Source organism: Chromobacterium sp. (genome assembly GCF_041912965.1).
Lineage (GTDB): Bacteria > Pseudomonadota > Gammaproteobacteria > Burkholderiales > Chromobacteriaceae > Chromobacterium > Chromobacterium aquaticum.
In genome coordinates, this window is record NZ_JAYSGF010000012.1 from 39,666 (window position 1) to 53,815 (window position 14,150).

Annotated in this window: 12 protein-coding genes; 7 read left to right on the forward strand and 5 right to left on the reverse strand. The window is 66.1% G+C overall.

Annotation, left to right across the window (positions count from 1 at the left end; genetic code table 11):
• Nucleotides 1–235: 235 nt before the first annotated feature.
• The 7 genes from ACE3QM_RS08615 (at nt 236) to tpx (ending at nt 8,635) form a co-directional block, all read left to right on the forward strand.
• Nucleotides 236–2,623 carry a PAS domain S-box protein gene (locus ACE3QM_RS08615; protein ID WP_374421406.1) on the forward strand — a complete coding sequence of 796 codons (2,388 nt, stop codon included), beginning with the start codon at nt 236–238 and terminating at the stop codon, nt 2,621–2,623.
• The gene (locus ACE3QM_RS08620) at nt 2,620–3,249 is read left to right on the forward strand and encodes a response regulator (protein ID WP_374421407.1); all 630 of its coding nucleotides are present in this window, start codon (nt 2,620–2,622) and stop codon (nt 3,247–3,249) included. The genes ACE3QM_RS08615 and ACE3QM_RS08620 overlap by 4 nt, the downstream gene beginning before the upstream one ends.
• Nucleotides 3,250–3,397: 148 nt before the next feature.
• Nucleotides 3,398–4,504 carry an ABC transporter ATP-binding protein gene (locus ACE3QM_RS08625; protein ID WP_374421408.1) on the forward strand — a complete coding sequence of 369 codons (1,107 nt, stop codon included), beginning with the start codon at nt 3,398–3,400 and terminating at the stop codon, nt 4,502–4,504.
• 313 nt (nt 4,505–4,817) lie between these two features.
• Nucleotides 4,818–5,852 (forward strand): ABC transporter substrate-binding protein, encoded by a 1,035-nt coding sequence (locus tag ACE3QM_RS08630; RefSeq protein WP_374421409.1) that lies wholly within the window; start codon nt 4,818–4,820, stop codon nt 5,850–5,852.
• 60 nt (nt 5,853–5,912) lie between these two features.
• Nucleotides 5,913–7,172: an ABC transporter permease gene (locus tag ACE3QM_RS08635; RefSeq protein WP_374421410.1), complete on the forward strand. Its 1,260-nt coding sequence runs from the start codon at nt 5,913–5,915 to the stop codon at nt 7,170–7,172.
• A gap of 40 nt (nt 7,173–7,212) precedes the next feature.
• Nucleotides 7,213–8,040, forward strand: coding sequence for an ABC transporter permease (locus ACE3QM_RS08640; RefSeq protein ID WP_374421411.1), 828 nt, complete (start codon nt 7,213–7,215; stop codon nt 8,038–8,040).
• A gap of 97 nt (nt 8,041–8,137) precedes the next feature.
• Nucleotides 8,138–8,635, forward strand: a complete 498-nt coding sequence (tpx, locus tag ACE3QM_RS08645) for a thiol peroxidase (protein ID WP_048408624.1) — start codon at nt 8,138–8,140, stop codon at nt 8,633–8,635.
• A gap of 212 nt (nt 8,636–8,847) precedes the next feature.
• Here the strand turns inward: tpx and ACE3QM_RS08650 are convergent, their stop codons facing one another.
• The 5 genes from ACE3QM_RS08650 to ACE3QM_RS08670 all read right to left on the reverse strand — a co-directional run bounded on the left by ACE3QM_RS08650 (nt 8,848) and on the right by ACE3QM_RS08670 (nt 14,064).
• On the reverse strand, nt 8,848–9,963 hold the full coding sequence (locus ACE3QM_RS08650) for a diguanylate cyclase (RefSeq protein ID WP_231461749.1): 1,116 nt from the start codon (nt 9,961–9,963) through the stop codon (nt 8,848–8,850).
• A gap of 109 nt (nt 9,964–10,072) precedes the next feature.
• Entirely contained in the window at nt 10,073–11,050 is a 978-nt protein-coding gene (locus ACE3QM_RS08655; RefSeq protein ID WP_374421412.1) for a DUF1177 domain-containing protein, read from the reverse strand.
• 11 nt (nt 11,051–11,061) lie between these two features.
• Nucleotides 11,062–12,621: an OPT/YSL family transporter gene (locus ACE3QM_RS08660; protein ID WP_374421413.1), complete on the reverse strand. Its 1,560-nt coding sequence runs from the start codon at nt 12,619–12,621 to the stop codon at nt 11,062–11,064.
• A 297-nt stretch (nt 12,622–12,918) separates the two neighbouring features.
• Entirely contained in the window at nt 12,919–13,389 is a 471-nt protein-coding gene (gene cynS / locus ACE3QM_RS08665; protein ID WP_374421414.1) for a cyanase, read from the reverse strand.
• A 39-nt stretch (nt 13,390–13,428) separates the two neighbouring features.
• The gene (locus ACE3QM_RS08670) at nt 13,429–14,064 is read right to left on the reverse strand and encodes a carbonic anhydrase (protein WP_048408696.1); all 636 of its coding nucleotides are present in this window, start codon (nt 14,062–14,064) and stop codon (nt 13,429–13,431) included.
• Between the last annotated feature and the right edge of the window lie 86 nt (nt 14,065–14,150).

A 14,150-nucleotide genomic window follows, 5' to 3' on the forward strand; every position in this document is an offset into this window, starting at 1 on the left:
CCGCCGGCGATGCAGTGCAATTCGCGCTTTCTGGCCGGCGGCGGCGCATTTTTGAAGCCCGCAATCGTTCCCCGCATCCGTCGCTCGTTCTCAATCCTCCCATCACCGACTCGATTGCCCCCGCCTGCGCCTCCTGCCACAGACTTTCCCGCCTTGCGTTTGATTTTTTAGACAGTATCGCCGCGCTGCCACAGTATGGTGGCATGCGCGCCGTTCGGCGCGCGGGAGGGACGCATTGAGAGCCTTATTGTGGATGGCGGGATGGGCGGCGCTGTGGCTGGCGCCGGCGAGCTGGGCGCTGAGCCTGGCGACGGCGGAGCGGGACTGGCTGAGCCGGCACCCGGTGTTGCGGGTGGGCGTGGTGCCGCAAGCGCCATACGCGGTGCTGGACGCGCGCCGGCAGGTCTTGAGCGGCGCGCATGTGGAACTGATGAACCGGTTGGCCGCCGAGCTGGGGCTCAAGTTGGTCTGGACGGCCTATCCGAGCAAGACGCAGTTGAGCGCGGCGGCGCGGGCGGGGAAGGTGGATGTCGCGCCCGGCCTGGAGCAGACCCCGGCCGGTTTGCGCGACTGGCTGTTTTCCGCTCCCTTCCTGCGCATATCCTACAAGCTGGTCGGGCGCGGCGAGCCGGCGGCGGCGCTGGAACTGGAGCAGCTGCCGAGCAGCGCGCGGGTGGCGGTGACCGAGTCGGGCGCGGCGGCGACCTTCCTGGCCGCCAACTATCCGGCCTTGTGGCGCTGGCCGGCAGGCTCGGACCGCAACGCGCTGCAGCAGGTATTGCAGCAGCAGGCGGATTACGCGGTGGTGGACGAGGCGCAACTGAACCAGCTGCTGCGCGAGCCGGAGTTCTCGCGTCTGCGCGCGGTGGGCGACAGCGGCGCCACCCGGCTGCTGCGGGTAGCGTCGCGACAGGATTGGCCGCAGTTGGCGATGCTGCTGGACCGGGCCTTGAGCGCGCTGCCGGCCTCGCAGCGCGGCCATCTCTACACGCGCTGGGTGCAGGCCGAGCCGACGCCCTTGGCCGACAGCCTGCCGTTCTGGCGCAGGCTGAGCCAGGTTTCGATCCTGCTCATCCTGCTTTTGGCCGGCGCGCTGCTGTGGCAGCGCCGGCAGCAGCGGCAGTCTCGGCAAGCGCTGGCGGCGGCGCGGCAGGCGCTGGCGCAGCGGGAAGCCAGCGCCGAGGCCTTGCGGCTGACCCAGTTCTCGGTGGATCACAGCACGGTGGGCATTTTGTGGCTGAACTGGGACAGCCGCTTGCGCTACGCCAACCAGGCCGCGCTGGCGATGCTGGCTTGCGAAGAGGCGCAGGCGCTGGGGCAGCCGCTGTCGCGCTTCCAGCCGGACTTGGACATGGACGGCTGGCTGGACTTGTGGAGCCGGGCGCGGAGCCGCGGCCTGCTGCAGTTTGAAACCGACTGCCTGCGCGCCGACGGCGGCCGCCTGCCGCTGGATGTCTCGCTCAGCTTTCTGCGCTTCGGCGGCGCCGACTACCTGGTGGCCTTCATGCATGACGTCAGCGAGAAGCGGCAGGCGCGCGCCGCGCTGCGGGAAAGCGAGGCGCGTTTCAAGGGCATCGCCGGCAATGTGCCGGGCCTGGTGTTCCGGCTGGAGCGCGCCGACGCGGCGGAAGACCCGCGGCTGGCCTTCGTCAGCGAGGCCAGCCTGGCGCTGACCGGCTATCCGGCCGCGGATTTGCTGGCGCGGCCGGAAGGCTTGCAAGCCTTGGCGCACCCGGAGGACGCCGCCGCCTTGCGCGACAGCTGGCGGGCCGCCCGGCGCGAGCTGCGCGACTGGAGTTGGCAGGGCCGGATTCTGACCCGCGACGGCGCTGAGCGCTGGGCGGATCTGCGCGCCAGCGCCCGCCGCCACGGCGCAACGGGCATGGTGTGGGATGGCATTTTGTGGGATATCAGCGCCGGCAAGCGCAATGAACTGGAGCTGAGCGCGTCGCGCGCGATGCTGCGCGATCTGGCCGCCCATCTCGAAACGGTGCGCGAGGAGGAAAAAGCCCATATCGCGCGCGAGGTGCATGATGAACTGGGCCAGGTGCTGACCGTGCTCAAGCTGGAAACCTCGATGCTGGAACTGAGCCTGGGGCGGCCGGAGGGCGCGGCGGCGGAGCGGCTGGCCAGCATCAAGAAACTGATCGCCCAGACCTTCGCCCTGGTGCGCGACGTGGCCACCGCGCTGCGGCCGCCCATCCTGGACGCGGGCCTGGCTTCGGCGGTGGAATGGCAGGCGCGCCGCTTCGAGGCCCGCAGCGGCATCCCCTGCCTGGTGCTGGTGCCGGACACGCCGCTGCGCCTGGATGGCGCCAAGGCGGTGGGCCTGTTCCGGGTGTTGCAGGAGGCGCTGACCAATGTGATGCGTCACGCCGAGGCCCACACGGTGACGCTGCACTTGCAGGCCTTGCCGGGAGAACTGGTGCTAAGCATTATCGACGACGGCAAGGGCTTCGAGCGGCGGCCGGGGGAAGCGGGCAGTTCCTACGGCCTGGTGGGCATGCGCGAGCGCTTGCTGATGTTCGGCGGCGGCCTGGAGGTGGCCAGCGCGCCGGGACAAGGCTGCAGTTTGACGGCCCGCTTGCCCTTGCGGCCGGATGAAGGGGAGGAGAAGACATGATTCGAGTGATTGTGGCGGAAGACCACACCATCGTGCGCGAAGGCGTCAAGCAACTGATCGGCCTGGCCGACGATTTGCAAGTGGTCGGCGAGGCCGCCAACGGCGCCGCGGTGTTCGACGCCTTGCGCGCCGCCGCCTGCGATGTGCTGCTGCTGGACATTTCCATGCCGGGCCTGAGCGGCCTGGACGTGATTCCGCGCTTGCGGGCGCTGGCGCAGCCGCCGGCCATCCTGGTGTTGTCCATGCACGACGAGGTGCAGATGGCGGCGCGCGCGCTCAAGGCCGGCGCCGCCGGCTACGCCACCAAGGACAGCGATCCGGCGCTGCTGCTGACCGCGATCCGCAAGGTGGCCGGCGGCGGCCGCTACATCGACCCGCAATTGGCGGATCGGCTGGTGTTCGAAGTCAATCTCAGCGATGAGCGGCCGCCGCACGCCCAGTTGTCCGAGCGCGAATTCCAGGTGTTCCAGCGCCTGGCGCAGGGGGCCAATGTCAACGAGGTGGCGCAGTTGCTGGCGATCAGCGCCAAGACCGTCAGCACCCACAAGGTCAGGCTGATGCAGAAACTGCGCGCGCAGTCGCTGGCGGATCTGGTGCGTTACGCGATCGAGCATCAGCTGTTTTAACGCAGCTTGGCTGCTGCGGCGCACTAAGAATTTCCCTACAGCGCGCGCCGTTTATCCCGACGGCAAAATCCGCCGCCCGCCGATGGCGGGCGCGCGCCGCGCTCCCTAGCATGGTCGGCATACGCATTCACCCTCAGGTGCCGCCGCCATGTCCGCAGCCAGCGATGTGCTTGTCCGCTTCCTCGACGTCCAGAAAAGCTATGACGGCGAGAACCTCATCGTCAAAAACCTGAACCTGGACATCCGCCAGGGCGAATTCCTCACCTTGCTGGGGCCGTCCGGCTCCGGCAAGACCACCAGCCTGATGATGCTGGCCGGTTTCGAAACTCCCACCGGCGGGGAGATTCAGCTGGCCGGCCGTTCCATCAACCGTGTGCCGCCGCACAAGCGCAATATCGGCATGGTGTTCCAGAACTACGCCTTGTTCCCGCACATGACGGTGGCGGAAAACCTGGCCTTCCCGCTGTCGGTGCGGGGGGTGTCCAAGGCGGATATCCAGGACAAGGTGAAACGGGCGCTGTCCATGGTGCAGCTGGATGCTTTCGCCGGCCGCTATCCGGGCCAGATGTCGGGCGGGCAGCAGCAGCGGGTGGCGCTGGCGCGCGCGCTGGTGTTCGAGCCGCAGCTGGTGCTGATGGACGAGCCGCTGGGCGCGCTGGACAAGCAATTGCGCGAGCACATGCAGATGGAGATCAAGCATCTGCACCAGCGGCTGGGTGTGACCGTGGTCTACGTCACCCATGATCAGGGCGAGGCGCTGACCATGTCGGACCGGGTGGCGGTGTTCCACCAGGGCGAAATCCAGCAGGTCGCCGCGCCGGCCCAGCTTTACGAACGGCCGGACAACGCCTTCGTCGCCAACTTCATCGGCGAGAACAACCGCCTGCCAGGCACCCTGCTGAGCCAGGACGGCGAGCGCTGTCTGGTGGAACTGGAGCGCGGCGAACGGGTGACGGCGCTGGCGGTGAAGGTGGGCGAGGCCGGCAGCCGGGTGTCGCTGTCGGTGCGGCCGGAGCGCGTGCACCTGAACGCGCGCAGCGAGGCCTGCGCCAACCGCTTTTCCGGCCGGGTGGCCGAATTCATCTATCTGGGCGACCACGTGCGGGTGCGGCTGGAGGCTTGCGGCCGCGCCGATTTCTACGTCAAACAACCCATCGCCGATCTCGACCCGCAACTGGCGGTGGGCGATGTGGTGCCGCTGGGCTGGCAGGTGGAACACGCGCGGGCGCTGGATGCGCTGGCGCTGCAGGATTAAGCATGCTTGTCCGGCTCGCCGCGCGGGCCGGTTCTTCATCACTCCTTAGAACGTGTTTACGATCTCGCGAGCTAAGGCGAGACAAGGCGTTGCGGCTGAGAAAGCGGAATGTACACGTGGTGCATGAGCATTTCGAAGCGGCACTCACCGTGTCACGTCTCACGACGCGCAGCAGATCGTAAACAGGTTCTTATCGCGGTTCCGCCGCCCATGTGCGGGAGAGTGATGATGACGTAGTTACGCCTTGCCGGCCGCGGCCGTATGGGTCGCCGGCCTGACCGGGGTCACGATGCAGTCAACAAGGAGAATGAGGATGGTGGTCAAACAAGGATTCATCCTGCTGGGCGCCGCGCTGGTTTTGGCCGGCGCGGCTTCGGCCAGGGACTTGACGGTGATTTCCTACGGCGGCGCCAACAAGGACGCCCAGGGCAAGGCCTATTACACGCCGTTCCAAAAGAGCAGCGGGCTCAAGCTGGTCAGCGGCGAATACAACGGCGAGATGGCCAAGCTCAAGGCCATGGTGGACACCAAGAGCGTCTCCTGGGACGTGTTGGAGGTGGAATCGCCGGAATTGGTGCGCGGCTGTGACGAAGGCCTGCTGGAGCGGCTGGACTACGCGCGCATCGGCAATAAGGCCGACTTCGTGCCCGGCGCGGTTCAGCCTTGCGGCATCGGCATTTTCGTCTGGTCCACCGCGCTGGCCTACAACGCCGACAAGCTGAAAACCGCGCCGGCCGGCTGGAAGGATTTTTGGGACTTGAAGAAATTTCCTGGCAAGCGCGGCCTGCGCAAGGGTGCCAAGGGCACGCTGGAGATTGCGCTGCTGGCCGACGGCGTCGCGGCCAAGGACGTCTATGCGGCGCTGGGCACCCCGGCTGGCGTGGATCGCGCCTTCAAGAAGCTGGACCAGATCAAGCCCTATCTGCAGTGGTGGGAGGCCGGCGCCCAGCCGCCGCAGTACCTGGCCTCCGGCGATGTGGTGATGAGTTCCGCCTTCAACGGCCGCATCGCGGTGGCGCGCAAGGAGGGCAAGAACCTGAAAGTGGTGTGGAACGGCAATCTTTACGACTTCGATTACTGGTCGATTCCCAAGGGCACGCCCAAGCGCGATCAGGCTTACCAGTTCATCGCCTTCGCCAGCAAGCCGGAAAACCAGAAGGTCTATTCGCAGAACATCGCCTACGGTCCCAGCAACAAGCGGGCGATTCCGCTGCTGGACAAGAGCGAGCTGCCGGATCTGCCGACCGCGCCGCAGAACATCAAGGACGCGCTGAAGATCAATCTGGAGTTCTGGGCCGACCACGCGGAGAGCCTGGAGCAGCGATTCAACGTCTGGGCGGCGAAGTAGGGCGGCCGCCATGTTCAAGCGCGCAGGCCGCCGTTCGGCGGCTGTTGACGGAGTAAAGCCATGACGGCCTCCACCGTATCCCATTCCCGCGCGTCCGTGCCGGACGCGCGGCCCCTGAAGGCGCGGCTTGCCCAGGCGGAGCGGCTGGGCAAGCTCAAGTCGCTGGCGCTGGTGTCGCCGCTGCTGTTGTTCTTGCTGCTGACCTTCATCGTGCCCATCGGCGCGCTGCTGCTGCGCAGCGTCGACAATCCGGAAGTGGCGGGCTCGCTGCCGCGGACGGTGCGGGCGCTGGCGGCCTGGGACGGCAAGTCGCTGCCGCCGGAGGCGGCTTACCGCGCGCTCGCCGACGATGTGCGGCTGGCCGGCGAGCGCCAGACGCTGGGCGATCTGGGCAAGCGGCTGAACATGGAGGTGCCCGGCTTCCGCAGCCTGCTGGGCAAGACCTCGCGCGCCTTGCCGCTGGAGCCGGGGCCGGCTTCGTTCAAGCAGGCGCTGACCGAGCTGGACGAACGCTGGGGCGACCCGGCCTACTGGCTGGCGATACGCCGCAACCAGTCCGCCTACACGCCTTATTATCTGCTGGCGGCGCTGGACCATCGCATCGACGATCTGGGCGAACTCAGCCGCGCGATGCCGGACCAGGGCATTTATCTGAGCGTGTTCGCCCGCACGTTCTGGATGAGCCTGGTGGTGACCGCGCTATGCCTGCTATTGGCCTATCCCTTGGCCTATCTGCTGGCCAGCCTGCCCACGCGCCGCAGCAATCTACTGATGATCATGGTGTTGCTGCCGTTCTGGACCTCGGTGCTGGTGCGGGTGGCCGCCTGGATCGTGCTGCTGCAGTCCGGCGGCCTGATCAACTCGGCCTTGCTGAGCCTGGGCCTGATCGAGCAGCCGCTGCAGCTGGTGTTCAACCGCGTCGGCGTCTACATCGCCATGGTGCACATCCTGCTGCCCTTCATGATTCTGCCCATCTACAGCGTGATGAAGGGCATCTCCCCCAGCTATCTGCGCGCGGCGATCTCGCTGGGCTGCCACCCCTTCGCCGGCTTCTGGCGGGTGTACGCGCCGCAGACCGTGGCCGGGGTGGGCGCCGGCTGCCTGCTGGTGTTCATCCTGTCCATAGGCTATTACATCACCCCGGCCTTGCTGGGCAGTCCCAATGATCAGATGGTCAGCTATTTTGTCGCCTTCTACACCAACACCACCATCAACTGGGGCATGGCCACCGCGCTGGGCGGCCTGCTGCTGGCGGCCACCTTGCTGCTGTACGCGGTCTACCACCGGCTGGTGGGCAGCGAACGGCTGCGGCTGGGCTGAGCCGCAGCCTGGACCCAACCGATACTGGAGAGCCAAACCGATGCCAAGCCATCACACCTTGCCGGAAGAGCGGCTGTGGTTTTACCTGCATCGCCTGCTGGGCGGCCTGACGCTGCTGTTCCTGGTGCTGCCGGTACTGGTGATCATTCCGCTGTCTTTCAACGGCAGCGCCTTCCTGGTTTATCCGCTCAATGGCTTTTCCTTGCGCTGGTATCAGGAGTTCTTCTCCTCGGCGGAGTGGATGCGCGCCTTGCAGAACAGCCTGATCGTCGCGCCGCTGGCCACCGCGCTGGCGATGACGCTGGGCACGCTGGCCGCCGTCGGCCTGACCCGCGCCGAGTTTCCCGGCAAGGGCCTGTTGATGGCGGTGCTGATCTCGCCCATGGTGGTGCCGGTGGTGATCGTCGGCGTGGCCGGCTATTTGTTCTTCGCGCCCTTGGGCATGGACAACAGCTATCTGACGCTGGTGCTGCTGCACGCGGCGCTGGGCGTGCCCTTTGTGGTGATCACCGTCAGCGCCACGCTGCAGGGTTTCAACCGCAATCTGGTGCGCGCCGCCGCCAGCCTGGGCGCGTCGCCGCTGCGGGTTTTCTTCAAGGTGACGCTGCCGCTGATCGCGCCTGGCGTGATTTCCGGCGCGCTGTTCGCCTTCGGCACCTCCTTCGACGAGGTGGTGGTGACGCTGTTCGTCGCCGGGCCGGGTCAGGCGACGCTGCCGCGGGCGATGTTCGGCGGCATCCGCGAAAACCTCAGCCCCGCCATCGCCGCGGCGGCCACGCTGTTGATCGGGTTTTCGGTGCTGATGCTGTTGACGCTGGAGTGGCTGCGTGGTCGTTCCGAGCGGCTGCGCAGCCGGCCGATGGCCTGATACCGGCTTGGCCCTACTTTGGGAGGGGTTGAAATTCAGCCAAGCTGCCGCACACTAGAAGGCATTCACCCCCTGAAACCCAATGAGGAATTCCCATATGGCTACCGTTACCCTGCGCGGCAATCCGGTTGAAGTGGCCGGCGCGCTGCCGGCCAAGGGCCAGCAAGCCCCGGCCTTGACCCTGACCTCCGCCGACCTGGCCGAGACCAAGCTGGACAACTACGCCGGCAAGAACAAGGTGCTGAACATTTTCCCTAGCGTGGACACCCCGACCTGCGCGATGTCGGTGCGCAAGTTCAACGAACGCGCGGCCAAGCTGGCCGACACCGTGGTGCTGTGCATCTCCGCCGACCTGCCGTTCGCGCAGAAGCGCTTCTGCGGCGCCGAAGGCATCGACAATGTGGTGACCCTGTCCACCTTCCGCAATCCGCAGTTCGCCGCCGATTACGGCGTCAAGCTGGCCTCCGGCCCGCTGGCCGGCCTGACCGCCCGCGCGGTGGTGGTGCTGGACAAGGATAACAAGGTGCTGCACAGCGAGCTGGTGGCTGAGATTGGCGAGGAGCCGAACTACGACGCCGCGCTGGCGGTGCTCTAAGAACCTGTTGACGATCTGTTGCGCGTCGTGAGACGTGACACGGTGAGTACCGCTTCGAAATGCCCATGTACCGTGTGTACACTCCGCTTTCTCAGCCGCAACGCCTTGTCTCGCTCTAGCTCGCGAGATCGTAAACAGGCTCTAAGCCGTCAGCCTTGCACACGACGACCGCCGGGGAAACCCGGCGGTTTTTTTGTGGCCATGCCCGATGCTCAGCGTGAGCGGACCACTTGATTGCGGCCGGCCTGTTTCGCCTGGTACAAGGCCTGATCCGCCGATTGCTGGGCCTGGCCGAAGTCCTGCTGCTGGCAGCGCCACAGATGGATGCCGGCGGAAAAGCTGCAGCGCGCCTCGGGATGCTGCGTCAGCGGCTGCAACTGGCTGAACTGCCGCCGCAGCCGATCAATGATTCTCTCGCCGCTGCTGATGCCTATATTCGGCAGCACCAGGCAGAATTCCTCCCCGCCATAGCGGATCAACAGGTCTTGATCGCGGATGTGGCCGCGCAGTTCTTGGCTCAAGGACTGCAGCACCTGGTCGCCAGCCAAGTGGCCATAGCGGTCGTTCACGGCCTTGAAGTGATCGATGTCCAGCATGATCACGCAGGCGATTTCCATCGACGGGTCTAGATGATCCAGCCAGTGCTGCAAGGCGCGCCGGTTGCCGGCCGAGGTCAGCGGGTCCAGGCTGGCGACATCCTGGAGCCGGCTGTTCTGCTTTTGCAGCACGATGTTGAGAAAACCCACGGAACCGCACACCTGGGCCGCGGATGCCAGGGTCAAGGCCAGGGCGTGCAGCGGCAGTTCCTGGTGCGGAATGAAGCCAAAGCCCAGGTATTGCTGGTAAATGCCGTGGCCGTCCCGCCAGCCGTACACCATGGCGCCGAGCAGGAACAATAAGGCGGTCAGGCTATAGCGGTTATTGCAGATGCGCTGTTCCGCCGTCATGAACAGCCAGCTGGCGCACAGATAAAGCAAGGGAATTTCCAGCGCGTCCAATAGGGTACTGAGCAGCGGATTGGGCACCCATTTGTCGATGGCCGAGTAAACGCCCACCGCCAGCCATAGCCAGCGTGGCGGGCGCAAACCGATCAAGCGGGCGATGATGGTCAGTTGCAAGCTGATGCCGGCATTGCTGAAACCGCTGCCCACCGCCAGGAGCCAGTCGCGCTGGGTGGATATCTCGCCTTCCAGCAGCATGCCGGCGGATAGTAATAAGGAAGCTTGCAGCCAGCGTTTTCTTGGCAGTAATAATTCCGCGCGCACCGAGTGCTGCCAAGTGATCACGCCGATGCAGGCCACAATGAGGGAAGCGACGATCAGCGACACACATGGAACCGGAAACGGGAGAGGACTATCACAGCATAGCCAAAGCCCGGTACCGGTCAAGCCAGCGCGGTTTTGGCCATGTGTTCGTTCCGGTTTGGGCGGCGGCGCTTTAACTGGTGGCCGGCATTATCGTCCCTTCCACGCCATCCGTTTCCGATGCTTGCCTGAGTTGCAGATGGCGCAGGCTGCCGTATAGCTCGAGCAGGCGCGCATACTCGTCCGCGTCGTAGAAACGGCAGTTGCCGCGGCCGAACGCCTTGGCCACCTCCAGCGCAAACTTCACCGCCAGCGCGATATCGGTTTCATGGCTGGCCCCGGTGCAGCAGCCCGGCACCACGGTTTCGGCGCAGATGGCGACGCCGACGACCGGCGCGCTTGTCGCGGTGGCCGGCTGCAAAATGCTGTTCAAATGGTAGACCCCGTTGCCGTAAGGCGTGATGTCCTGGGTGGTGATGGGGAAGGCGACCGCCGCGCGGCCGCTGCTCTGTTCCATGATGCGCAGCAGGTCTTCCGCCACGCGCAGGATGTAACCCTCCTTGACGGTGGGCGAAATCGCATAGCCCTTGTGGTTGAGAATGCGGTTGCCCTTGCTGGTGTCGATCGACAGCACGGCGTCCGCTTCCGCCGGCACTTCGTGGCGGTTCATCGTCGCGTCGTCCACCGGCGCATCCATGAAGTCCACCGGCTGGCGCGGCAGGATGGGGGCGTCGGGACAGATGTGAGTGGTGACGATCACGTCGCCGGGCAAAGCGTCGCCGTTGCGTTGCATCCGGGCCAGTTTCAACGCGCAGGCGACGGCGGCGATGGCGCCGTCGGCATCGGAAACCAGGCCGATGCGGTCGGGACGGGCGCCGATGCCGCCCAGGCGGCCGATGATGGCCAGCGTCGGCGCGGCGCCGCCGGCGCTCTTGCCGTTGGCGCCGGGGATGTCGATGCGGACAAAGTCGGTGCCGCCCTTGACGCCCTGAACGCGGCGGCTGACGGCGCGGATGCCGGGATCGGCGGCGAATAGTTCGACGATGTCCGCGCCGCTCACCTTGGCGCTATCCATCAGTTCGAATACCTGCAGGGTTTGTTGCAAGCTCATGGCGTGTGTCCTTAACGTTTGCCGGGCGTGGCGGCGATGGAAGCGAAGAAGCTGGCGAGCGCGTCGCCGGCGATAAAGCCGGCGGCGATCACCTCCATCGGTGGGCGGCTGGCGGCGCCCCAGCGGCGGCTGATATAGATGCGCAAAGCGATGCCGAGCAGCAGCGCCCAGCCGGCGCCGGCGTTGTTGATCAGCAGGCCGGTGGCGAGCAGCACGCCGAGTTGGCGTCCAGGCCCGCCGGCCAGCTGGATGATGGCGCCGGGAAGGGCCCATAGCCCCAGGGTGTAGGCCAGGTTGGCCTGGCTGCCGGCGGCTATGGTCTTGGCGAACACCCGCGCCGCCGGGGGCAGCAGATCCTGGGCAAAATAGCCGGCATGGACCAGCCACACCACCGGAATGGCGATGAGGAAGGCGCCGATGGCGGCGAACATCTGAATGCGCCGCCCATGCAGCTCCGCCGCCAGGTCCCGGCCGTGGCCGCGCAGGATGAAGCCGGTTTTCAGATCGAAGCCCATGTCGGCGAAGGCCGGTCCGGTGGCGGCGGAGAAGCCGGTGAGCAGGCAGAGCGCCAGCGGAGGAAAGCCGAGCAGGATGCCGACGATCAAGGTGATCAGTGCCACGGCGAAGGCCGGAAACCAGCCGGAGTGCATGGCGGCGATGCCCACGATCAACTCATGGGCGAAGGCGGCGAACGCGGCGTAGAGCACGAACAGCAGCAGCATGGGCAGCGTCATTTCGCTCCACAGGCCGCCGGCCAGCGCCAGCAACATGGAGATCAGCAGATAGCCCGCCGCGCCCAGGCCCAGGGCGTGGCGCACTTCGCGGTCCGGGCGAGCGGCGCGACCGCCGTCGGGCTGCTTGGCGCGGATCACGCGCGCCACTTGGAACAGGGCGACCAGGCCGGCGCCCACCATCACGCCGTGCGGAACGTAGCGGGCGTTGAGGTCGATGCCGGCGACCGGCTCGGCGTAAGCGCGCAGCAGCAGGCCCAGGCCCAGCATACTCAGCGCCCAGATATTGCCGATGAAGGCGGTGCCAAAGGCCGCCATCGGGATTTTGAGCATGGCGCCGGCGATGCCGGCGGCAATGCCGGCCAGCAGCAGGCGTGCGTTGCGGCCGCCCTGGTCGCCGGCCTGGATCGCTTCCGCGGTGGCCACGCCTATCGGCCAGGCATTGCCGGCCGGAAAGACCCGGGTGTCGAACAGGCGGTAGAGCAGATAGCCATCCAGCAGCATGGCCGCGGCCACGCCGCAGAACATCGGCAGGATCAGCTCGGGCATGCCCATGGCCCAGGGCACGGCGATGGGCATCAGCAGGCTGTTGGCGGCGCCGAAGGTGGCGGAGGAAATCACGGTCTGCGCCAGGTTCTGGGTGTGGATGGAGCGGTAGTGGCGGAATGCGGCCCAGGGCAGCCTGGACAGCAGCATCGCCAGCAGCGCGCCGATGATGGAGGTGCTCGGGGTGATGCCCAGGGTGCACAGCAGCTGGATGCCGATGATGGCGCCGGCGATGGACAGCGCGATCAGCATCGCCAGAGTGGGGATGTGCTTGAGCGGATTGTCGTTCTGCATGGCGTGACCCCCTGATGGACTGGCGGCGCGGCAGGCTGGAGAAAATTAACTTGCAAACTAATTGGGTGGCGCCAGCGGTGTCAAGCGGCCTTGGTCGGCGGCAGCCGGCGGTAAAAAGATGGCGGCGCAAGATGCGCCGCCAGGCAACAGGCGGGGAAGCCCCGCCTCGCCGGATATCCGGATGGGTATGCCCATGGTTATCCGAGTGGGCTTGATGCCGGAAAGAGCCGGGAGCGCTTCTTAAGAACCTGTTTTCAACGCCGTATCGCCGATGCGCAGCAGATCGTAAACAGGTTCTTAGTAGGGCTTATTGGGCAGGAACTTGCCGTCCAGGGTGATTACCGCGCGTTCGCCGCCGTCGGGGTCTTCCACTTTGCGGATGTCCAGCTTGAAATTGATGGCGCTGATGATGCCGTCGCCAAACTTCTCATGCACCAAGGCCTTCAGCGTGGTGCCATAGATCTGGATCATTTCATAGAAGCGGTAAATGGTGGGGTCGGTGGGAATGCCGCCGGGTATGCTGCCGCGCAGCGGAATGGCCTGCAGTTGCAGGGCGTCGGCCGCGTTCAGGCCCAGCCGTTCGCAGACCAGCTCCGCGGCGGGCTTGGGCAGCGCGTGTTGGCCCAGCACGGCGGCGGTGACATAGGCCAGGCTGAGGCCGGTGCCGGCGGCCAACTGCTCCCAGCTCAGGTCCTTCAAGGCCTTGGCGGCGAGGGCGCGGGCGGTCAGTTCGACGCGGAGGTCCTGGCTGATATTGGATTGTTGCATGGGATGGTCCTTTCTTGTGGTTTGCGGGAGGCGCCGCTTTCAGGCGGCGCGGGTCAGCGGGAAATCCGCCAGGGAAACGAAGCGCTGGCTGGCGTGGTCCAGCGCCAGGATGGCGCCGGTTTCGATGTCGTAGACCCAGCCGTGCAGGGTCAGCCGGCCCTGGCGCATCGCCAGCGCCACCGAGGGGTGGGTTTTGAGATTGGCCAGTTGGGCGATGACGTTTTCCCTGACCATGTCGTCCAGCCGCTGGCGGGCGTTGTCGTGCCGGCGCGCCGCGTTCACCACTTTGGCGGAGTCGGCGTGGCGCAGCCAGCCCGCCACCGCTGGCAGATGGTCCAGGCAGCAGCCATTGGCGATCGCCGTCATCGCGCCGCAGTCGGAATGGCCGCAGACCACGATGTCGGCGACGCCCAGCGCGGCCACCGCGTATTCCACCGAGGCGGTGACGCCGCCCGGCTCCGGCCCGTAGCAGGGAACGATGTTGCCGGCGTTGCGGATCACGAACAGCGCGCCGGGTTCTTGCTGAGTCAGCAGTTCCGGCACCACGCGGCTGTCCGAGCAGGTGATGAACAGCGCGCCGGGGGCCTGGCTATCGGCCAATTGGCGGAACAGCGCCGAACGCTGGGGATAGGCTTCTTGTTGGAATTTCAGAAAACCGTCGATGAGGGCTTGCATGGCTTGCTCCTTGGCGGGGAAGGGATGCGTCAAGGATGAGGCTTTTTATCTATAGGGTACAAGACCGATATAAAATGATTTCCATA

What these genes read in the sequence shown, in the direction of transcription:
- ACE3QM_RS08620 (WP_374421407.1), top strand. Translation starts at nt 2,620, where the DNA reads ATGATTCGAGTGATTGTGGCGGAAGACCACACCATCGTGCGCGAAGGC.
- ACE3QM_RS08625 (WP_374421408.1), top strand. Translation starts at nt 3,398, where the DNA reads ATGTCCGCAGCCAGCGATGTGCTTGTCCGCTTCCTCGACGTCCAGAAA.
- ACE3QM_RS08630 (WP_374421409.1), top strand. Translation starts at nt 4,818, where the DNA reads ATGGTGGTCAAACAAGGATTCATCCTGCTGGGCGCCGCGCTGGTTTTG.
- ACE3QM_RS08635 (WP_374421410.1), top strand. Translation starts at nt 5,913, where the DNA reads ATGACGGCCTCCACCGTATCCCATTCCCGCGCGTCCGTGCCGGACGCG.
- ACE3QM_RS08640 (WP_374421411.1), top strand. Translation starts at nt 7,213, where the DNA reads ATGCCAAGCCATCACACCTTGCCGGAAGAGCGGCTGTGGTTTTACCTG.
- tpx (WP_048408624.1), top strand. Translation starts at nt 8,138, where the DNA reads ATGGCTACCGTTACCCTGCGCGGCAATCCGGTTGAAGTGGCCGGCGCG.
- ACE3QM_RS08655 (WP_374421412.1), bottom strand. Translation starts at nt 11,050, where the DNA reads ATGAGCTTGCAACAAACCCTGCAGGTATTCGAACTGATGGATAGCGCC.
- ACE3QM_RS08660 (WP_374421413.1), bottom strand. Translation starts at nt 12,621, where the DNA reads ATGCAGAACGACAATCCGCTCAAGCACATCCCCACTCTGGCGATGCTG.
- cynS (WP_374421414.1), bottom strand. Translation starts at nt 13,389, where the DNA reads ATGCAACAATCCAATATCAGCCAGGACCTCCGCGTCGAACTGACCGCC.
- ACE3QM_RS08670 (WP_048408696.1), bottom strand. Translation starts at nt 14,064, where the DNA reads ATGCAAGCCCTCATCGACGGTTTTCTGAAATTCCAACAAGAAGCCTAT.